The organism is Streptomyces sp. NPDC003011, from assembly GCF_053591515.1.
On sequence record NZ_JBSFTY010000139.1, the window covers coordinates 1 to 15,180 of the forward strand.

General features: G+C 72.8%; 14 protein-coding genes and 2 pseudogenes. 7 read left to right on the forward strand and 9 right to left on the reverse strand.

The window, feature by feature from the left end; all coding sequences use genetic code 11:
• Positions 1-96 precede the first annotated feature (96 nt).
• Positions 97-348 (reverse strand): WhiB family transcriptional regulator, encoded by a 252-nt coding sequence (locus ACWD0J_RS39310; RefSeq protein ID WP_451500666.1) that lies wholly within the window; start codon positions 346-348, stop codon positions 97-99.
• 203 nt (positions 349-551) lie between these two features.
• On the reverse strand, positions 552-1,451 hold the full coding sequence (locus ACWD0J_RS39315; protein ID WP_451500678.1) for a LysR family transcriptional regulator ArgP: 900 nt from the start codon (positions 1,449-1,451) through the stop codon (positions 552-554).
• A gap of 69 nt (positions 1,452-1,520) precedes the next feature.
• On the opposite strand from ACWD0J_RS39315, the gene ACWD0J_RS39320 reads away from it, so the two are divergent.
• On the forward strand, positions 1,521-2,135 hold the full coding sequence (locus ACWD0J_RS39320) for a LysE/ArgO family amino acid transporter (protein ID WP_451500667.1): 615 nt from the start codon (positions 1,521-1,523) through the stop codon (positions 2,133-2,135).
• Positions 2,136-2,215: 80 nt separating this feature from the next.
• Positions 2,216-2,670 (forward strand): annotated as a pseudogene (locus ACWD0J_RS39325) (hypothetical protein); the annotation flags it as partial.
• A 9-nt stretch (positions 2,671-2,679) separates the two neighbouring features.
• Here ACWD0J_RS39325 and ACWD0J_RS39330 read toward each other — a convergent pair.
• From ACWD0J_RS39330 to ACWD0J_RS39340, 3 genes are all read right to left on the reverse strand, one after another.
• Positions 2,680-3,135, reverse strand: coding sequence for a Crp/Fnr family transcriptional regulator (locus ACWD0J_RS39330; protein WP_451500668.1), 456 nt, complete (start codon positions 3,133-3,135; stop codon positions 2,680-2,682).
• A gap of 303 nt (positions 3,136-3,438) precedes the next feature.
• A complete protein-coding gene (locus ACWD0J_RS39335) occupies positions 3,439-4,914 on the reverse strand; it encodes an aminotransferase class I/II-fold pyridoxal phosphate-dependent enzyme (protein ID WP_451500669.1) in 1,476 nt (491 codons plus the stop codon).
• Positions 4,915-4,977: 63 nt separating this feature from the next.
• On the reverse strand, positions 4,978-5,199 hold the full coding sequence (locus tag ACWD0J_RS39340; RefSeq protein ID WP_451500670.1) for a hypothetical protein: 222 nt from the start codon (positions 5,197-5,199) through the stop codon (positions 4,978-4,980).
• A 321-nt stretch (positions 5,200-5,520) separates the two neighbouring features.
• Between ACWD0J_RS39340 and ACWD0J_RS39345 the strand changes: the two genes are divergently transcribed.
• From ACWD0J_RS39345 to ACWD0J_RS39365, 5 genes are all read left to right on the forward strand, one after another.
• Positions 5,521-5,964: an ATP-binding protein gene (locus ACWD0J_RS39345; protein ID WP_451500671.1), complete on the forward strand. Its 444-nt coding sequence runs from the start codon at positions 5,521-5,523 to the stop codon at positions 5,962-5,964.
• Positions 5,965-6,146: 182 nt separating this feature from the next.
• Positions 6,147-7,004, forward strand: a complete 858-nt coding sequence (locus ACWD0J_RS39350) for a SigB/SigF/SigG family RNA polymerase sigma factor (protein ID WP_451500672.1) — start codon at positions 6,147-6,149, stop codon at positions 7,002-7,004.
• 18 nt (positions 7,005-7,022) lie between these two features.
• Positions 7,023-7,250, forward strand: a complete 228-nt coding sequence (locus tag ACWD0J_RS39355; protein WP_451500679.1) for a DUF5133 domain-containing protein — start codon at positions 7,023-7,025, stop codon at positions 7,248-7,250.
• Positions 7,251-7,603: 353 nt separating this feature from the next.
• Positions 7,604-8,437 carry a DUF1206 domain-containing protein gene (locus tag ACWD0J_RS39360; RefSeq protein WP_451500673.1) on the forward strand — a complete coding sequence of 278 codons (834 nt, stop codon included), beginning with the start codon at positions 7,604-7,606 and terminating at the stop codon, positions 8,435-8,437.
• 29 nt (positions 8,438-8,466) lie between these two features.
• Positions 8,467-8,898, forward strand: a complete 432-nt coding sequence (locus tag ACWD0J_RS39365) for a hypothetical protein (RefSeq protein ID WP_451500674.1) — start codon at positions 8,467-8,469, stop codon at positions 8,896-8,898.
• Between the two features lie 14 nt (positions 8,899-8,912).
• Here the strand turns inward: ACWD0J_RS39365 and ACWD0J_RS39370 are convergent, their stop codons facing one another.
• From ACWD0J_RS39370 to ACWD0J_RS39385, 4 genes and pseudogenes are all read right to left on the reverse strand, one after another.
• Positions 8,913-11,162, reverse strand: a complete 2,250-nt coding sequence (locus tag ACWD0J_RS39370) for an FUSC family protein (protein WP_451500675.1) — start codon at positions 11,160-11,162, stop codon at positions 8,913-8,915.
• Between the two features lie 169 nt (positions 11,163-11,331).
• Positions 11,332-12,708, reverse strand: coding sequence for an NAD(P)/FAD-dependent oxidoreductase (locus tag ACWD0J_RS39375; RefSeq protein ID WP_451500676.1), 1,377 nt, complete (start codon positions 12,706-12,708; stop codon positions 11,332-11,334).
• A gap of 214 nt (positions 12,709-12,922) precedes the next feature.
• Positions 12,923-14,656 (reverse strand): PP2C family protein-serine/threonine phosphatase, encoded by a 1,734-nt coding sequence (locus ACWD0J_RS39380; RefSeq protein ID WP_451500677.1) that lies wholly within the window; start codon positions 14,654-14,656, stop codon positions 12,923-12,925.
• Positions 14,653-15,087, reverse strand: a pseudogene (locus ACWD0J_RS39385) (SpoIIE family protein phosphatase); the annotation flags it as partial. The gene ACWD0J_RS39380 and the pseudogene ACWD0J_RS39385, both read right to left, overlap by 4 nt.
• Between the last annotated feature and the right edge of the window lie 93 nt (positions 15,088-15,180).

Here is a 15,180-nt window from a genome sequence, read left to right on the forward strand (position 1 = left end):
GAAGTGCCAGATCTCGTCGTGCGGCAGGCGCCCGGTGCCGAACGGCACCGGGCCCCACCGCGTTCTCGTGCCGGCCGGAGCGCTTGCGTCATCGCGTCAGCCGGAGCGCCTCCGGGAAGCCGCGCGCCGCTTCAGCGCACGGCGTTCGTTCTCACTCGTGCCACCCCACACACCGATGGTCTGCCCGGTGTCCAACGCCCACTCCAGGCACTGCTCTTGGACCGGGCAGCGCCGGCAGACGGCCTTCGCCTGCTCCTGCTGCACCAGTGCCGGGCCGGTGGTGCCGATCGGGAAGAAGAGATCGGGGTCCTCGTGGCGGCACGTGGCCTGTTCTCGCCAGTTCTCCATCAAATGTCACCTGCGATCGAGTCGAACGTGCCCTCGGGGATGCCTTACTCGTCTCCGGGTCACCTGTCGACGCGTGGCTGAAACAGCCGAGCCCAGTGGGACCTCGTGAAGATATGGCGGGGGTGGCGGATTGCGGGGGTGGCGGACGTCTTCTCGCAGCCGCGACAGCTGGGCCTGCCCGTTGAAGGCACCCGAGCACGTGGCTAGCCGCGCAGCGTCTCCGCCGCGGTGGCCACCACCGCCCGGGCGACGGCCGCCAGCGCCGGTGCGTCGAGCTTCCACTGCTGCCAGTACAGCGGTACGTCGACCGGGCGGTCCGGCGCCAGGGGGACGAGACGGCCCGTGCGCAGCAGCGGTTCCGCCTGCACCTCCGGCACCAGGCCCCAGCCCAGACCGGCCGCGACGGCCTCCGCGAACCCCTCCGAGGTGGGTACGAGGTGGCGCACCGGGCTCGCGCCGCCCCGGCCGCCGCGCAGCCCGCGCACGAAGGCGTCCTGGAGGTCGTCGTCGCGGTCGAAGGTCACCACCGGCGCGACCGCGAGCGCCTCCGGCAGCGGTCCGCCGAGATGCCTCCCGGCGAAGTCCGCGCTAGCCGCCGCCACATAGCGCAGCCGGCCCAGCGGCCGCACCAGGCAGCCCGCCACGGGGTCGGGCGACGAGGTCACCGCGGCCATCACCCGGCCCTCCCGCAACAGGGCCGCCGTCCGGGTCTCGTCCTCGCGGCGCAGCTCGAAACAGAGCGGCGGGTCCGACGGAACGCGGGTGAGGGCGCGGAGGAACCAGATCGACAGGGAGTCCGCGTTCACCGCGATCGACACCCGGGTCGGCTCTTCGGCGCCGCTCATCCCCAGCTCGGCGCGCGCGTCCCGCTCCAGCCGGGCCAGCTGCCGGGCGAACCGGACGACGATGTCCCCGGACTCGGTCGGCCGCACCGGTTTGGTCCGCACCAGCAGGACCCGCCCGGTGCGCTGCTCCAGTGCCTTCACCCGCTGGCTGACCGCAGAGGGCGTCACATGCAGGGTGGCCGCCGCCGCGTCGAACGTCCCCTCGTCCACCACCGCGAGCAGCGTCCGCACCTGGTCGAGAGGCAGCTCCGTCATCATCACGAGAGCTAATGATACGTAAGAATCTTTAGCTGTACGTCCACTGATCGTTTCCCTAGCGTGGACGTCATGACCGCCTCCCTCTCCGCCGCGGCCGCCGGGTTCGGCACCGGCCTCTCGCTCATCGTCGCCATCGGTGCCCAGAACGCCTTCGTCCTGCGCCAGGGAGTCCGCCGCCACGCGGTCCTCGCCGTCGTCGCCATCTGCGCCGTGTCCGACGCCTTCCTCATCACCCTCGGGGTGGGCGGTGTCGGCGCCGTGGTGGCGGCGTGGCCGGAAGCACTGACCGTGATCGGCTGGATCGGCGGCGCGTTCCTCCTCGGCTACGGCGCTCTCGCCGCGCGCCGGGTGGTCCGGCCGGGCGGCGCCCTGCGCGCCGACGGGGAGACCCAGGGGTCCGTCCGACGGGCGGTGCTCACCTGTCTGGCGATGACCTGGCTCAACCCGCACGTCTACCTGGACACCGTCTTCCTGCTGGGTTCCGTCGCCGCCGACCGCGGCCCGCAGCGCTGGACGTTCGGGCTCGGCGCCGCGTGCGCCAGCCTGTGCTGGTTCGCCGCGCTCGGCTTCGGCGCCCGGCTGCTGGGCCGCCTCCTGGCCCGGCCGGCCGCCTGGCGGGTCCTGGACGCGCTGATCGCCGTGACGATGATCGGCCTCGGCACGGCGCTGATCGCCGGAGCCTGAGCAGCGGCCCGACGCGGCCCCGGCCGGAACCCGCGCACGCGGCTCCGAAGCACAAGCACTCAGCCGCTGCTGCGACAGTGATCCCCGGCCGAAAGATGTACCGGGTCCTGATCCCCGTCATCGGCCCGCCGGAGCCGTACCTCACCGACCCGCCGGCGCTGTGCGGCACGGCGGGGGCGGTCCACCGGCTGCGCTCGCTGCCGCCCCCGGTGTCGACGGCGGCGCGCCGGGCGGGCGTACGGGAGATCGTCGCCGGACCGCCACATCGCCGCGCACAAGCTGCCGCTGCTGTCCTTCCTCGCCGACATCATCGCGATGGTCTTCGGCATGCCCCGTGTCCTGTCCCGCAGCTCGCCTCCGCAGGGCGTTTCACCGTCGTCGCGGGCGGCCCGCGCCTGGCGCACGTCCTGCACGGCACGGCGGGCCCGGCGTGTTCGGCGCGCGTACGGCGGTCACGGGCGGCGGCCCGCTGGTGGTCGCCGTCATGCTGAGCCCGGCCTTCGCGGTCCCGGCACCGCGCCGCCACCGCGTCTGAGCCCGGCCCCTACAGGGCGCTTCGCCGGCTGATCGTGTACTGCTCCATGAGCTTGCCCCGGGTCGTCTCCAGCCGGTGCGCGAGGATCTCGGCGACGGACCGCACCAGGATCATGCCGAGCTGCTGGTCCTCCTCGCACAACCCGAGCACCGCCGCCGCGTCGAACTCGTAGGCGCGGACCGGGCTGAAGGCCTCCGCGCCGAAGTCCCACTGGTACGGCGGGAACAGCCAGGACCAGCCGAGCAGGTCGCCCGCGCCGAGACCGGCGACCGTCACGCGCTGGTGGGATGTGACCTGCTGGGTCAGTGAGACCGCGCCCGAGCGGATCACCCAGAAGCGGTCGGCGGTGCCGCCCGCCTCGAAGATCCGGGTGTCCTCGGGAAAGGAGACCTCCCGGGCCAGCGTCATCAGACGCCCGCGTTGCGGCGGCGGAAGGGCGGTCAGCAGTTTGATCGCTTTGGTCATGGCACGGGGCTCCTCGGCCGGTGACGGATTCCGGTTTCCGGTTACCTCCCTATGCCCATTTCAGCGGCCGACGGCGCCCCGGGCACCTCGGCGGATCCGCACATCGCACCCGGGACACGGGTGGGCCGGGTGCGGAGGGCAGTGAAAAGCCCTGGCTGGACGGGGGAGACCAGCCAGGGCCGTCAGAGGTGGCGCACGGAGGACGGATCGGTCAACCCCTCGGCCACGTATGCATGAAAGATAAACCACCCCGGCGGTGATGCGCAGCCGAATCCGGGTCACGTGACCGGTTTCACTCGTTCTTCACTCGGCGGCCCGGGCCACGACCCTGATCGTCTCCAGCCCGGGGTCGGTCGCGTCGGGCAGGTTCATGCCCACGTCCCGGCCGGTGCGCAGATACCGCAGCACCGGCTCGGTCAGCCGCTCACCGGGCAGTACGGCCGGTATCCCCGGCGGATACGGCGTGATCATCTCCGCCGACACCCGTCCCGCGGCCTCGGCGAGCGGCAGCTGCTCGGCGGGCCCGAAGAACGCGTCCCGGGGCAGCAGGGCCTGCTCCATCCGCAGTTCGTCCGGCGACGGCACCTCCATCCGCGGGGACGGGCGCAGACCGGGCGCGGCCTGGGCGAGGTCCTTGAGCGCGGTCAGCAGGTGCCCGGTCGTCTCGTGGTCGTCGCCGTGGGTGATCTGCATGCCGATACGGCGGTGGTCGTTCAGATGCGCGTCGATCCCGCGGTGCTCGCGCAGCCAGTCGGCCGCCTGGTACCCGGTGATCCCGAGCGCCTCCAGGTCGATGACGCCGGGCAGCGGGTCGAAGTCGTCGGCCAGCCCCGCACCGCAGAAGTCGTCCCGGTCGTTGACGTGCATGCCGTCGATCTCCTCGATCGCGGCCCGGACCTCGGCGGCGAGTTCCAGCGCGCCGCCCATCAGCTCCTCGCCCCGCAGGGCCATCTGCCGCCGCCAGCCGTCGAGCCCCGCGTACAGCAGCACCGACGGGCTCGTGGTGCCCAGCAGGTCCGCCCGCATCTTGAGCAGCTCCGCCGGGACCAGATCGCCCCGCAGATGGAAGACGGACCCCTGCTCCAGTCCGCTGCCCATCTTGTGGATGCTGGTGACGCAGATGTCGGCGCCGGCGTCCATCGCCCAGGACGGCAGATCGGGGTGGAAGGGCAGATGGGCGCCCCAGGCCTCGTCCACGATCAGCGGCACGGAACGGCGGTGGCAGACCTCGGCGACCGCCCGCAGGTCAGCGCAGGCGCCGTACGGCGTCGGGCTGGTGATCAGCGCGCCCTTGGCGTCGGGATGGGCCTCGAAGGCCCGGTCGAACCCGTCGGCGGACGGCGGATGCGCGAGGTGACGCTCGCCGTCCCACCGGGGCTCGACCCACACGGGCTCGATCCCGGACAGGATCAGCCCCGACACGACGGACTTGTGGGCGTCCCGTCCGATCAGCAGCTTCTCGTGCGGTCCCGCGACGGCCAGCATCGCCGCCTTGACGGACAGGGAGCTTCCGCAGGTGGTGAAGAACGTGTGGTCCGCGTGCACGGCGTCGGCCATCAGCTCCTCGGCCCGCTCCAGCACCCGGCCCCGGGTGAGCCGGTCGTCCAGGCCGCCCGACGCCAGCACGTCCCCGAGGAAGACCGCGTCCCCGAGCACCTTGCGGACCTCGGGGTCCGCGCCCCGGGCCTGTTTGTGACCCGGTGGCGCGAACGTCAGCAGCCCTTTGCGGTGATAGTCGGACAGGGCTTCCAGTACGGGCGCGCTGGTGTGATCAGTCATTGGGGTCGGGTGCCCGTCCCCGGCGGCCGTCAACCAGCGCGCGGAGACGGGCCCGGTGCGGCCTCACCCCTCCTCGGCGTGCTTGCCGGGGGTCACGATCTCGTCCAGCACCCTGAGCACGCTCTCGTACGCCAGGGTTCGCACGGCGGCCTCCCGGGATCCGTCCGGATCGGTCTGCCTCAGGTTCTCGCGGCGAGTGCGCCAGGCCCGCTCCTCCTCCTCGGCGCAGGCCCGGGCGCGCCGGATGCGCCGCAGCAGTTCGTCTGAGTCCACGACATCGGTCATGACGACCGCCTACCCGTTTCCCGTCCCGCAATGGCCCGTACGCGGGCCGGAACCAGAGGTTTGGCACGCCGGGGAAAGGTGAGCCGAAGTAGGGAGACCTGCGAAAACCCACGCAAGGTGGGGTGCACAGCCGCTGCGGCCGGGCGGCGACCCGTCATGCGACCCGTCATGTCCGGGAGCGCCCGGTGGCCGGACGAGGCCGGCCCCGGGCACAGCCGATCGGGCTTCTTCTGGCAGCGATCTCTCACAGCGATTCCTCACAGCGATCTCTCACAGCGATCTCTCACAGTGATTTCTCACAGCGATCAGGGAGTTACAGGGATGTGCGAGCAGCACAGGACCGAATTCGCCCTCGAACCGTTCGCCGCCGACCGGCGTGGTCATGTCGGGCCGTGCAAACCGGCCGAGGCGCGCAAGGCCGTGGAGCGGGTGGTGTCCGAGCGCTGCCGCGTCGCGGATGCCTCGTGCGACGCGGACGCCCTCTCCGACGCCCTGCTGGTCGCCTCGGAACTCACCACCAACGCCATGCTGCACGGCGGTGGCGTCACCGACTTCCACGTCGACGTGGTGGGGCCCGAGGTGCGCGTGTCGGTGAGCGACCGCAGCGACGAGCTGCCGGTAGCCGCCCCGCCCGTGGACCCGCGCGGGCGGCGCCGGATCGGCGGCCACGGCTGGCCGATCGTGTGCCGCCTGGCGCACGACGTCCGGGTGACCGACCTGCCCTCGGGCGGGAAGTGCATCTCCGCCGTGGTGCCGCTGTCGTGAACACTTTTCGGAACCCGAGTTTGGCACCAGGGCGGCAGGGCAGACGCATTTTCGTGCTTCGGACCGGAGGCGCGCCAGCGGGAGCGGTATGACTGCTCCGGAAGGCCGTCAAGGTCGTCCGGGCAGCGGTCCCTCCCTCCCGCGGCAATTCCCTGAAACCACCGCTTCAGGAGCGATTCCGCATGCTCATCGATATGTCGACAAGCCGTCCCGGCACGTCCGCTCAGCCCACCGCCCCGAACCGGCGCCGTCATGACGACGCCCCCGACACCGCCGCCCTCTTCGCCCGTCTGTCCGAGCTGGAGGACGGGCCCGAGCGAGACGCCGTCCGCGACGAACTCGTCACCGCCTGGCTGCCCATGGCCCACCGCATCGCCGGCCGCTTCCGCGACCGCGGCGAGTCCATCGAGGATCTGCGGCAGGTGGCGGCACTGGGCCTGGTGAAGGCGATCGACCGGTTCGAACCCGAGCGGGGTGCCTTCGAGAGCTACGCCGTGCCCACCATCACCGGCGAGGTCAAGCGACACTTCCGGGACCGGATGTGGGCGCTGCGCGTGCCCCGCCGGGTGCAGGAACTGCGCAACAAGGTGCGCGTGGCGCGCCGCGAACTGACCCAGAACCCCGGCTCCCCCGAGCCCTCGGTGGCCGACCTCGCCGCCCACACCGGGCTGACCGAGGACGAGGTCGCCACCGGCATGGAGGCCCTCGAAAGCTTCAGCACGCTGTCGCTGGACGCCGAGCTGTCGGCCGGCGACGACGGATACAGCCTCGCCGACACGCTCGGTGACTCGGACACCTCGTTCGACACCGTCGTGGACCGCGAATCCGCCAAGGAGGGCCTGCGCCGGCTGCCCGAGCGGGAGCGCGCCATCCTCTACATGCGCTTCTTCGAGGACATGACGCAGAGCCGCATCGCCGACCAGCTCGGCATCTCCCAGATGCACGTCTCCCGCCTGATCAGCCGCAGCTGCGCCCGGGTGCGCGACGAGGTCATGGGACAGCGGACCAACCGCCGTGGTTCCGGCGGGCGGGTGGCCTGAGTGAACGAGCTGCAACCGATTCTGATGCCTCATCCCGCCTTCCTGCGGGAGCTCGTCGAGGAGTACGAGGTGTTGGCGGCCGAGGAGTCCGTGCCGGGCGCGGCCGGACCGAACCCGCGGGCGCGTGACCTCGCCTACACGCTCTGCGTGTCGACCGGCACGCGCGACGTGAGACTGGCGCTGGAGACCGCCCGTCGTCTGGTCACCGCCGCACCGGAGCCGGAGCCCGCGCGGCTGGCCGAGTGACGGAGCCCGCGAGACCGTCGCCGGGGACGACGAGGACGTGCGGCGGTAAGCGCCGCCCCGCCCACCGCACCAGCTCGTCCCCGGCTCACTCGTTCCCGGCTCACTCGTTCCCGGCTCACTCGTTCCCGGCTCGGAGGCCCTCGGCGGTCCCGGTGGCGGGAGCGGCCCCTGGCTCGCCCGGCCCGCGCACACCGTGCCGCCGGGGCCCCGGAACACCCGCACGCCCTCGGCCGCAGCCCCTGCGGACCGGGACTCCGACGGCCGGCGACCCCACCGGGACCGGCCGCCGGACACCACCCCCGCGCCGGGTGTGTCCGCCCGCGACCCGGGCATCCGGACTCCAGGAGGTCCACATGAACATGAGTGCCACGGTGCGCAGCGGGCGGGGAGACGCCCGCCGGATGGCGAAGGGCTCGGCGGGGGAGGGCGCCGCACGCGCGGGTCTGACCGCGCGAGGTGTCATCTACCTGCTGGTCGGCCTCCTCGCACTGCAGATCGCCTTCGGCGGCAGCAGCCGGCAGGCGGACCGCAGCGGCGCCCTCGCCGAGATAGCCGAGAAACCCTTCGGAGCCGTCCTGCTGTGGGCGCTGGGCATCGGCCTGGTCGGCATGGCCCTGTGGCGGCTGTCGGAGGTCCTGTTCGGTGCCGTCGGACCCGACGGCCACAAGGCGAAGAAGCGCCTGATGTCAGGGGTGCGGTTCGTCTTCTACGCCTTCGTCGCCTACTCCGTGCTGTCCTTCGCCGCGGGCTCGGGCGGCGAGGGATCCAGCGACAAGCAGTCCCGGGACGTCACCGCCCGCCTGCTGGAGGCCCCCGCCGGGCAGTGGCTCGTGGGCGCGGCCGGCGCCGGGATCGCCGTGGCCGGAGTATGGATCGCCGTCCGGGCGCTGCTCCGCAAGTACCACGACAAACTGAAGCTCGGACAGATGTCCGCCCGTACCCGCCGGCTCGTCGACGTGACGGGCGTGGGCGGCGGCGTGGCCCGCGGAGCGGTGTTCGCCGCCGCCGGGGCCTTCGCCGTGCGGGCGGCGGTCGACTACGAACCGGACCGGGCCAAAGGACTGGACGACACGCTCCGCTCGTTCGCCGAGACCCCGCTCGGGCCATGGCTCCTGGCCTGCGTCGCGGTCGGGCTGGTGCTGTTCGGACTGTTCTCGTTCGCGATGGCGCGCTGGCGCAGGGTCTGAAACGGCCCGACCGGGGGAACCCGCAGGGGATGAACGAACCCGAGCTTCCGCCCGACGGCCGGCCCGTGGACGTCTACCTGGGCCTGCTGCGCATCCGAATGGAGACCGAGGACTACGAGCAGCTGCTCACCGTGGTCGAACCGGTCCTGCAAGCCATCGACGAACAGCGTCTGCCCGCGCTGGACTTCGCGCTCGACGAAGCCCACGCGGGCGGGCTGTCCCAGGAGGTGCGTGACGAGGCCGCCCTGGTCATCGCCACCGCCGTCACGGGCCGGCTGGACAACGAGGTGATCGAGCTGGAGATCGAGGAGACCGGTCCGGTCCGGGTGGTCACCGACTCGGCCACCGCGTCCGACCCGGTGCGCCTGGGCGAGATCGCCGACTACATCCGCGAACGGCAGCGCATGAACGACGAGCTGCGCGGCATCGCCGAAGTGAGCAACCTGCCCACGGACATCTGAGTCACCGGGCACCGTCACCGCTTGGGTTCGGCGACGGGAACGCCCAGCGGGCGGGCCAGACCGGCCACGGTCTCGTCCAGGCGCTGCAGATGCCGCAGCACCCGGTCGGTGATCCGGCCGTACCTCGGTGTGCCCGGGACGTCCGGTTCCAGCAGGGAGGCGATGCTCGGCCCGGTCTCGATCTCGACGGCCGCCTGCCCGTCGGCGACGTGCGCGGAGATCGCCCCGATGTTGTGCGCGATGCGCCGCCCGGCCCGGCGCAGCCTCGGATCGGCCGCGATCGACGGATGGGTGGGCAGCAGCTCGGCCGTCGCGGCCAGCGACCGCGCGTGGTACGCGCAGGTCTCCAGCAGCGCGACGACATAGCGGGCGGTGTCGCGCCGGGCCCGCAGCGGCGTGATCGGATGGGTGAGCGGCTGGGTGCCGGCCCGCAGGTCGGCCAGCGCCTGGTCCAGGTCCCGCGCCTGGTCCAGCAGATCGGCCGGGGGCCCGCCGCTGAGCTGGTCCACCGCCGTCTCGGTGACGTCCGCGAGCCGGTCCAGGACGGTGACCAGCAGGTCGTTCGTACGGCGGTCCGTGCGCACCGGCAGCACGAACGCCGCCGCCACCACCCCGCAGACCGCGCCGAGCGCCGTCTCCTCCACCCGCAGCACCAGTACCGAGAAGCTGTAGGTGTGCAGCAGGGTGTACAGCAGGCCCAGCGCGGCGGTGACGAAGAAGGACATCAGCGTGTACGACAGGGGCGCGGTGTAGAACATCGCGAAGACGAACACCAGCACCAGCGCGAACGCCGTCCAGGTCTGGTGGCCGACCAGTCCCGCCAGCACGATGCCGGCCACGACCCCGAGTACGGTGCCCAGCAGCCGGCGGTAGCCCTTGACCAGGATCTCGCCCGTGGACGCGGTGTTGATGAAGACGATCCAGCAGGTCAGCACCGCCCAGTACCAGCGCTGACTGGAGAGGAACTCGCCGCCGACGATGGCCAGCGACGACCCCACGGCGACCTGCACGGCCGCCCGTGTGGTCGGCCGCCGCAGCCCGGTGGCCTCCTCGTCCTCGCGGCCCTCGTCCTCCCCGGCGTCGATCGCCGCGTCCTCGGCGTCCAGCTCCTCACGGGAGCGGGTGGTCGCCGGGGTGTCGTCCGACTCGTCCTGCGCCCCGCCGAGCGCGACGCGCAGCCCCAGCACGGCGCGGGCCGCCTCGCCGATGCCCCGGAACACGTCCTGGACGGCGGTGGGGGCGGGCGGCAGGTTGTCCTCGTCGCGGTAGCCGAGGAGGCGGTTGCGCACATGGGACAGCGCGGTCCCGGAGTCCTCGGCGACGGGCCGCAGCACCAGCATCCGCAGCGCCTCCAGATCACGCCGCAGGGTGACGGTCGCCTCGTCCCGCACCGGCAGCCGGCCGCCCGCCGGCACGGGCGCGCCGGGCAGGTGCAGGGTCAGCGTGGTCGCCCGCTCCGCGCTGCGCGCGGTCAGCAGCAACAGCCCCAGCCGCTCGGCGGCGATCTCGGCGTCGGCGATCCGGCGTTGCAGCAGCCGCGCCGTGGCCTCGTCGGCGGTGCCCTCCTCCAGCCGGCCCTGGATCATCATCGCCGTCTCGTGCAGCCGGGCGGTGCCGCCCCGCAGGTCGTCCAGGGCCTTCTCCACCTCGTCCGCCCCGGCGTCGAGCAGGGCGAGCTGCGCGGACACCAGCTGGGCCAGACGGGCCCGGAACGCCTCGCGCAGCCGCTCCAGGATGCCCGCCGGTGTCTCGGGCACGAGGACGAAACGCACCAGGGCGCTGCTCAGGAACGCGACGCCGAGCACGCCGTACAGCCGGGGCAGGCCGGAGACGGTGGCGCCGACGAACAGCGACAGGAAGTAGATCTGGAAGCCGATCAGGCCGAGCGTGGTGCCGCGGTCGCCGAACCGGCGGCCGTAGACCGCGCAGAAGATGAGGGCGACGAAGAAGAGGTCGCCGGCCACCACCCGGGAGCTCAGCAGCGCGCCGAGCGTCACGGACGCCAGCGCCACCGGCAGCCCCAGGGCGAGGGTCACGGCCTGCTGCCCGCGCTGCTTCTCCCGGATGGCGAAGGTGGCGACCATCGCGGCCATCGCCCCCGCCACCAGAGGCGTGATGCCGGCGCCGAACAGGCCGAGCACCGCCAGGGTGAGGGCGATGGCGCCGACCGTTCTGAGGCCGGCGGTCAGCCGCAGCAGTCCGGGATCGGATGCCGCGACGCCGTCCCGCAGTCGTGCCCGGACCGACCGTCCCGCTGCCTTCACGCCGCCGTACTCATTCCCGTGTCACGTCATGATCTCCGTCTTCAGCATGACAGACACGGCCGGAGCACCCGCCCTCGGCCCTTCGCGCACCTGACGCCGCGGCTCCCCCCGCTGACCGCCGGCCGCGAGGCAGCGGTCAGGAGGGAGCCGAGTCATACGGGCGGGGGTCTCACTGCTCCAGCCGCGCGGTGCCCGCGACGTGCGCCTGCACCTGGTCCGGCGTCAGATACGAGTCCGTGTACTCGAAGTCCTTCAGCTTGGCGGGCTTGCGGGCCTGGAAGCCGGTACGGACGAAGTCGTCACCGGCGAGGGCGTTGAGCACCCAGTTCGTCATCACGCGGGTCTTGGCGACACCGGTGCGCAGCGCCTGCCAGTGGTAGCCGCGGGCGACGGCCTGGGCGGGCACTCCGCGCAGTTCGATGCCGAGCGGCTTGGAGACGGCGTCCTTGCCGCCGAGGTCGACGACGAGACCGAGGTCCTTGTGGACGTACGGACTCGTCGCCTGGCCCCGCAGGGTCGCGATGACGTTGTCGGCGACGTGCTTGCCCTGCCGCATCGCGTGCTGCGCGGTGGGCGGGCAGACCGCGCCCTCCTCGCCCTTGGCCCGGTCCGGCACCGCGGCGGCGTCGCCGAGCGCGAACACCCCGTCGTGACCCGGCAGGCACATCTCGGCGGTGACCGCGAGCCGGCCCCGCACGGTCTCCGCGCCGAGCGTGGCGATGAGCGGGCTCGCCACCACACCGGCGGTCCAGATCAGGGTGCGGGTCGCAATCACCCGTCCGTCGGTGAAGGTGACCTCCTCCGGGCCCGCCTTGGCGATGGAGACCCCGAGCGAGATCTCGATGCCGCGCCTGCGCAGGATCTCCTGGGCGCTGCTGCCGAGCTTGTCGCCCAGCTCCGGCATCAGCTTCGGGGCGATGTCGATCAGGTGCCACTTGATCAGGCCCGGGTCCAGGCGGGGGTAGCGCTTGACCGCGGCGTGCGTCAGCCGTTGCAGACAGGCGGCGGTCTCGGTGCCCGCGTAGCCGCCGCCGACCACCACGAACTGCAGCCGGGAGGCCCGCTCCGCCGGATCCTGGCTCGCGTCGGCCAGGTCCAGCTGGGAGATGACGTGGTCGCGGACGTAGGCGGCCTCGGCGAGCGTCTTCATGCCGAACGCGTGATCGGTCAGGCCGGGGATGTCGAAGGTGCGGGTGATGCTGCCGGGAGCCAGCACGATGTAGTCGTACGGCTCGTCGACGATCTGGTCGGTGATCGTGCGGATGACGCAGACCTTCGCCTTCAGGTCCACGCCGATCGCGCCGCCCGGGATGATCCGGGTGCGGTACTTCTTGCTGCGGCGCAGGGAGACGGCGATCGACTGCGGCGTCAGCACGCCGGAGGCGACCTGGGGGAGCAGCGGAAGATAGAGCTGGTAGGCGAACGGCGTCACCAGCGTGACGTCGGCTTCGTCCGGGGAGAGTTTCCGTTCCAGACGGCGGACGCACTCCACTCCGGCGAAACCTGCGCCAACCACCAGGATCCTGGGTCGTGTCACGGTGTTCATCCCTTTCTGCGGCTCCAGGCGGTCTGCCTCGAACGACGTTCGCCTGCCCGTGGATCGCTGCTTCGCACCTCATCGATCCCATCGCGGTGCCGGCCGTCCCGCCAGCCGGGCACGGCGGGCAGACGAACGCGTCGAGCACCACCATGCCCCTCCGGCCGCCGGAGCGCACCGGGGCGATCGTGAAGATCGTGGGGTGGAAACCGCGGACCGGGCCTCAGGCCGCCAGGTGACAGAGCAGCAGACACACGTCGTCGTCGCGTTCGGAGTCGCTCAGCAGGGGCGTGAGGATCCGGTCCGCCACCCCTTCCAGGTCGGCTTCCAGCTCCGCGGAGCCGAACCCGCCGAGCGCGTCCGCCAGCCGCTCGATGCCCGGATCTATGCCCTGCGCGCGCCGCTCCACCAGACCGTCCGTGTACAGCGCCAGCGTCGAGCCGGGCACGAGCGGCGCGAAGTGGTCCTCGATCTGCTGCCGCAGCGGGATGCCGAGCATCGCGCCGGGCTTGGCGTCGAGCGTGTGCACCCGCCCGTCGGGGGTACGCAGCACCGGCGGCGGATGGCCGGCCGCCGCCCAGGTCAGGGTGGGGTCGCCGGGCCGGAAACGCGCGATGACGGCGGTGGCGTACAGATCGGGCTGCAGATGGTGCAGGAACATGTGCAGCCGGGTCAGCAGCTGGCCCGGACTACCGCCGTCGACGGCGTAGGCGCGCAGCGCGGTGCGCAGCTGGCTCATCATCACGGCCGCGTGCAGACCGTGCCCGGTGACGTCCCCGATGACGGTGATCAGACTGCCGTCGGGCTGGCGGAAGGCGTCGTACCAGTCGCCGCCGATGTTCAGGCCGTGCGTGGCCGGGAGGTAGCGGGCGGCCAGGCTCAGGTCCGGCTTGGCGGGCAGGTCCGTGAGCAGCGCGCGCTGCAGCGTCTCGGCGATGTCCCGGTTGTGCTCGAAGCGGCGGGCGTTGTCGATGGCGGTGCTGGCCCGTCTGGCGAGCTCGATCAGCATCACGGCGTCGTCCGGGTCCCAGCTGTCACCGGGCGGGGACAGCGTCAGCACGCCCAGGGGGGCGCGCCGCGTCGTCAGCGGGACGCACAGCAGGGGCCGCGTGGGATCCAGCGCCGAGGGGGGCTGGTCGTCGACACCGGGCAGGCGGCCGGGGTGCGCGGCGGCGTACTGCGGGCGCCCGGTGCGGGCGGCGAGCACGGCGGCGGCCGGGTGCGGGGCCGGCGGGTGCTGCGGTGCGGGCGGATGCCGGTCGTCGTCGCCGTCGAACAGCCACACGTCCACGCTGCGGGCGTACTCGGGCACCAGCAGGTCGGGCAGCCGGCGCACGATCTCGTCGTGGTTCAGCGACGCCGTCAGCACCGCGCTCGCGTCCGCCAGGAACGTCAGCCGGCGACGGGCGCTCTCCGCCTCGGTGCGCGCCTTGCGCTCGGCGGCGAAGGCCTCGCGCTGGGCCCGCCCGGCGGCGTCCAGGTCCGCGTGCAGGGCCAGCACGCCCTGGTTCGTCTGGTGCAGCTCCTCCCGGTGGAAGGCGACCAGTGCCTCCTGCTCGGTGAGCCGCTCCAGCACCAGCGCGGTGTCCTCGTCTGCGCCCAGCAGGGCCTCCGCCAGGACCACCGGGTCCTCGGCCACCGCGGCGTCGCCGGACACGTCCGCCGCCTCCGGGCAGCGGACCGTGGTCCGCCACGGCGGCTGCGCGACGGCGGCCGCCTCGTGCCAGGGCGCCAGCAGCACGTGCAGGAGTCCCTCCTCGCCGGGCGCGGCGGTGGCCTCCAGGGTGAGCCGCCAGATGCCGCCCTTGGTGAGGCACTGCCGCAACTGCGCGCTGAGCGCGGTGGTCAGGCGGGTGCGGTCCAGGGCGGGCACTCCGTGGGCGGCGGCCAGCCGGGCGGTGGCGATCCGGGCCCGGGCCGCGTCGACGACGTCGGTGATCTGCCAGCTGTGCGTCATGGACCCTCCGGCGGGGCCGGAGCCAGGACCGCCACGGCGGTGTCGTCCCGCACCGGCCGGGCGGAGCTGCTGGCGTCACGTACCGTCACCGCGGCCACGACCGCCGGGTCGGCGGCGAGCAGGGAAGGGTCGCACGGCGGCGTCCAGCGGCTGGGCAGGCCGTCGCTGTGCAGGACCAGCATCCGGTCGGCGGCCCACGGCATCCGGTCCTCCCGCAGCGTCGCGTGCTTGTGGACGCCCACGATCCCGGGCCGGGACAGCAGGGAACGCCAGGTGGCGCCCTCACGCAGCCGCGCTCCGATGTTGCCGACACCGGCGAACCGCAGCTCGCCCGCGCGGGTGTCGACCTGGGCCACCGCGACGGCCGCCCCCCTGGTGCCGCGCAGCGCCGTGTGCAGGTGGACCAGCGTCTCGGCAGGGGGCAGGTGGGCGCAGAGGTGGGAGCAACGGCATGACCGACCCCCGCACCACCGTCGTCGTCATCACCCACAACCGCCGCCCCGAACTCCTGCGCACCCTCGACC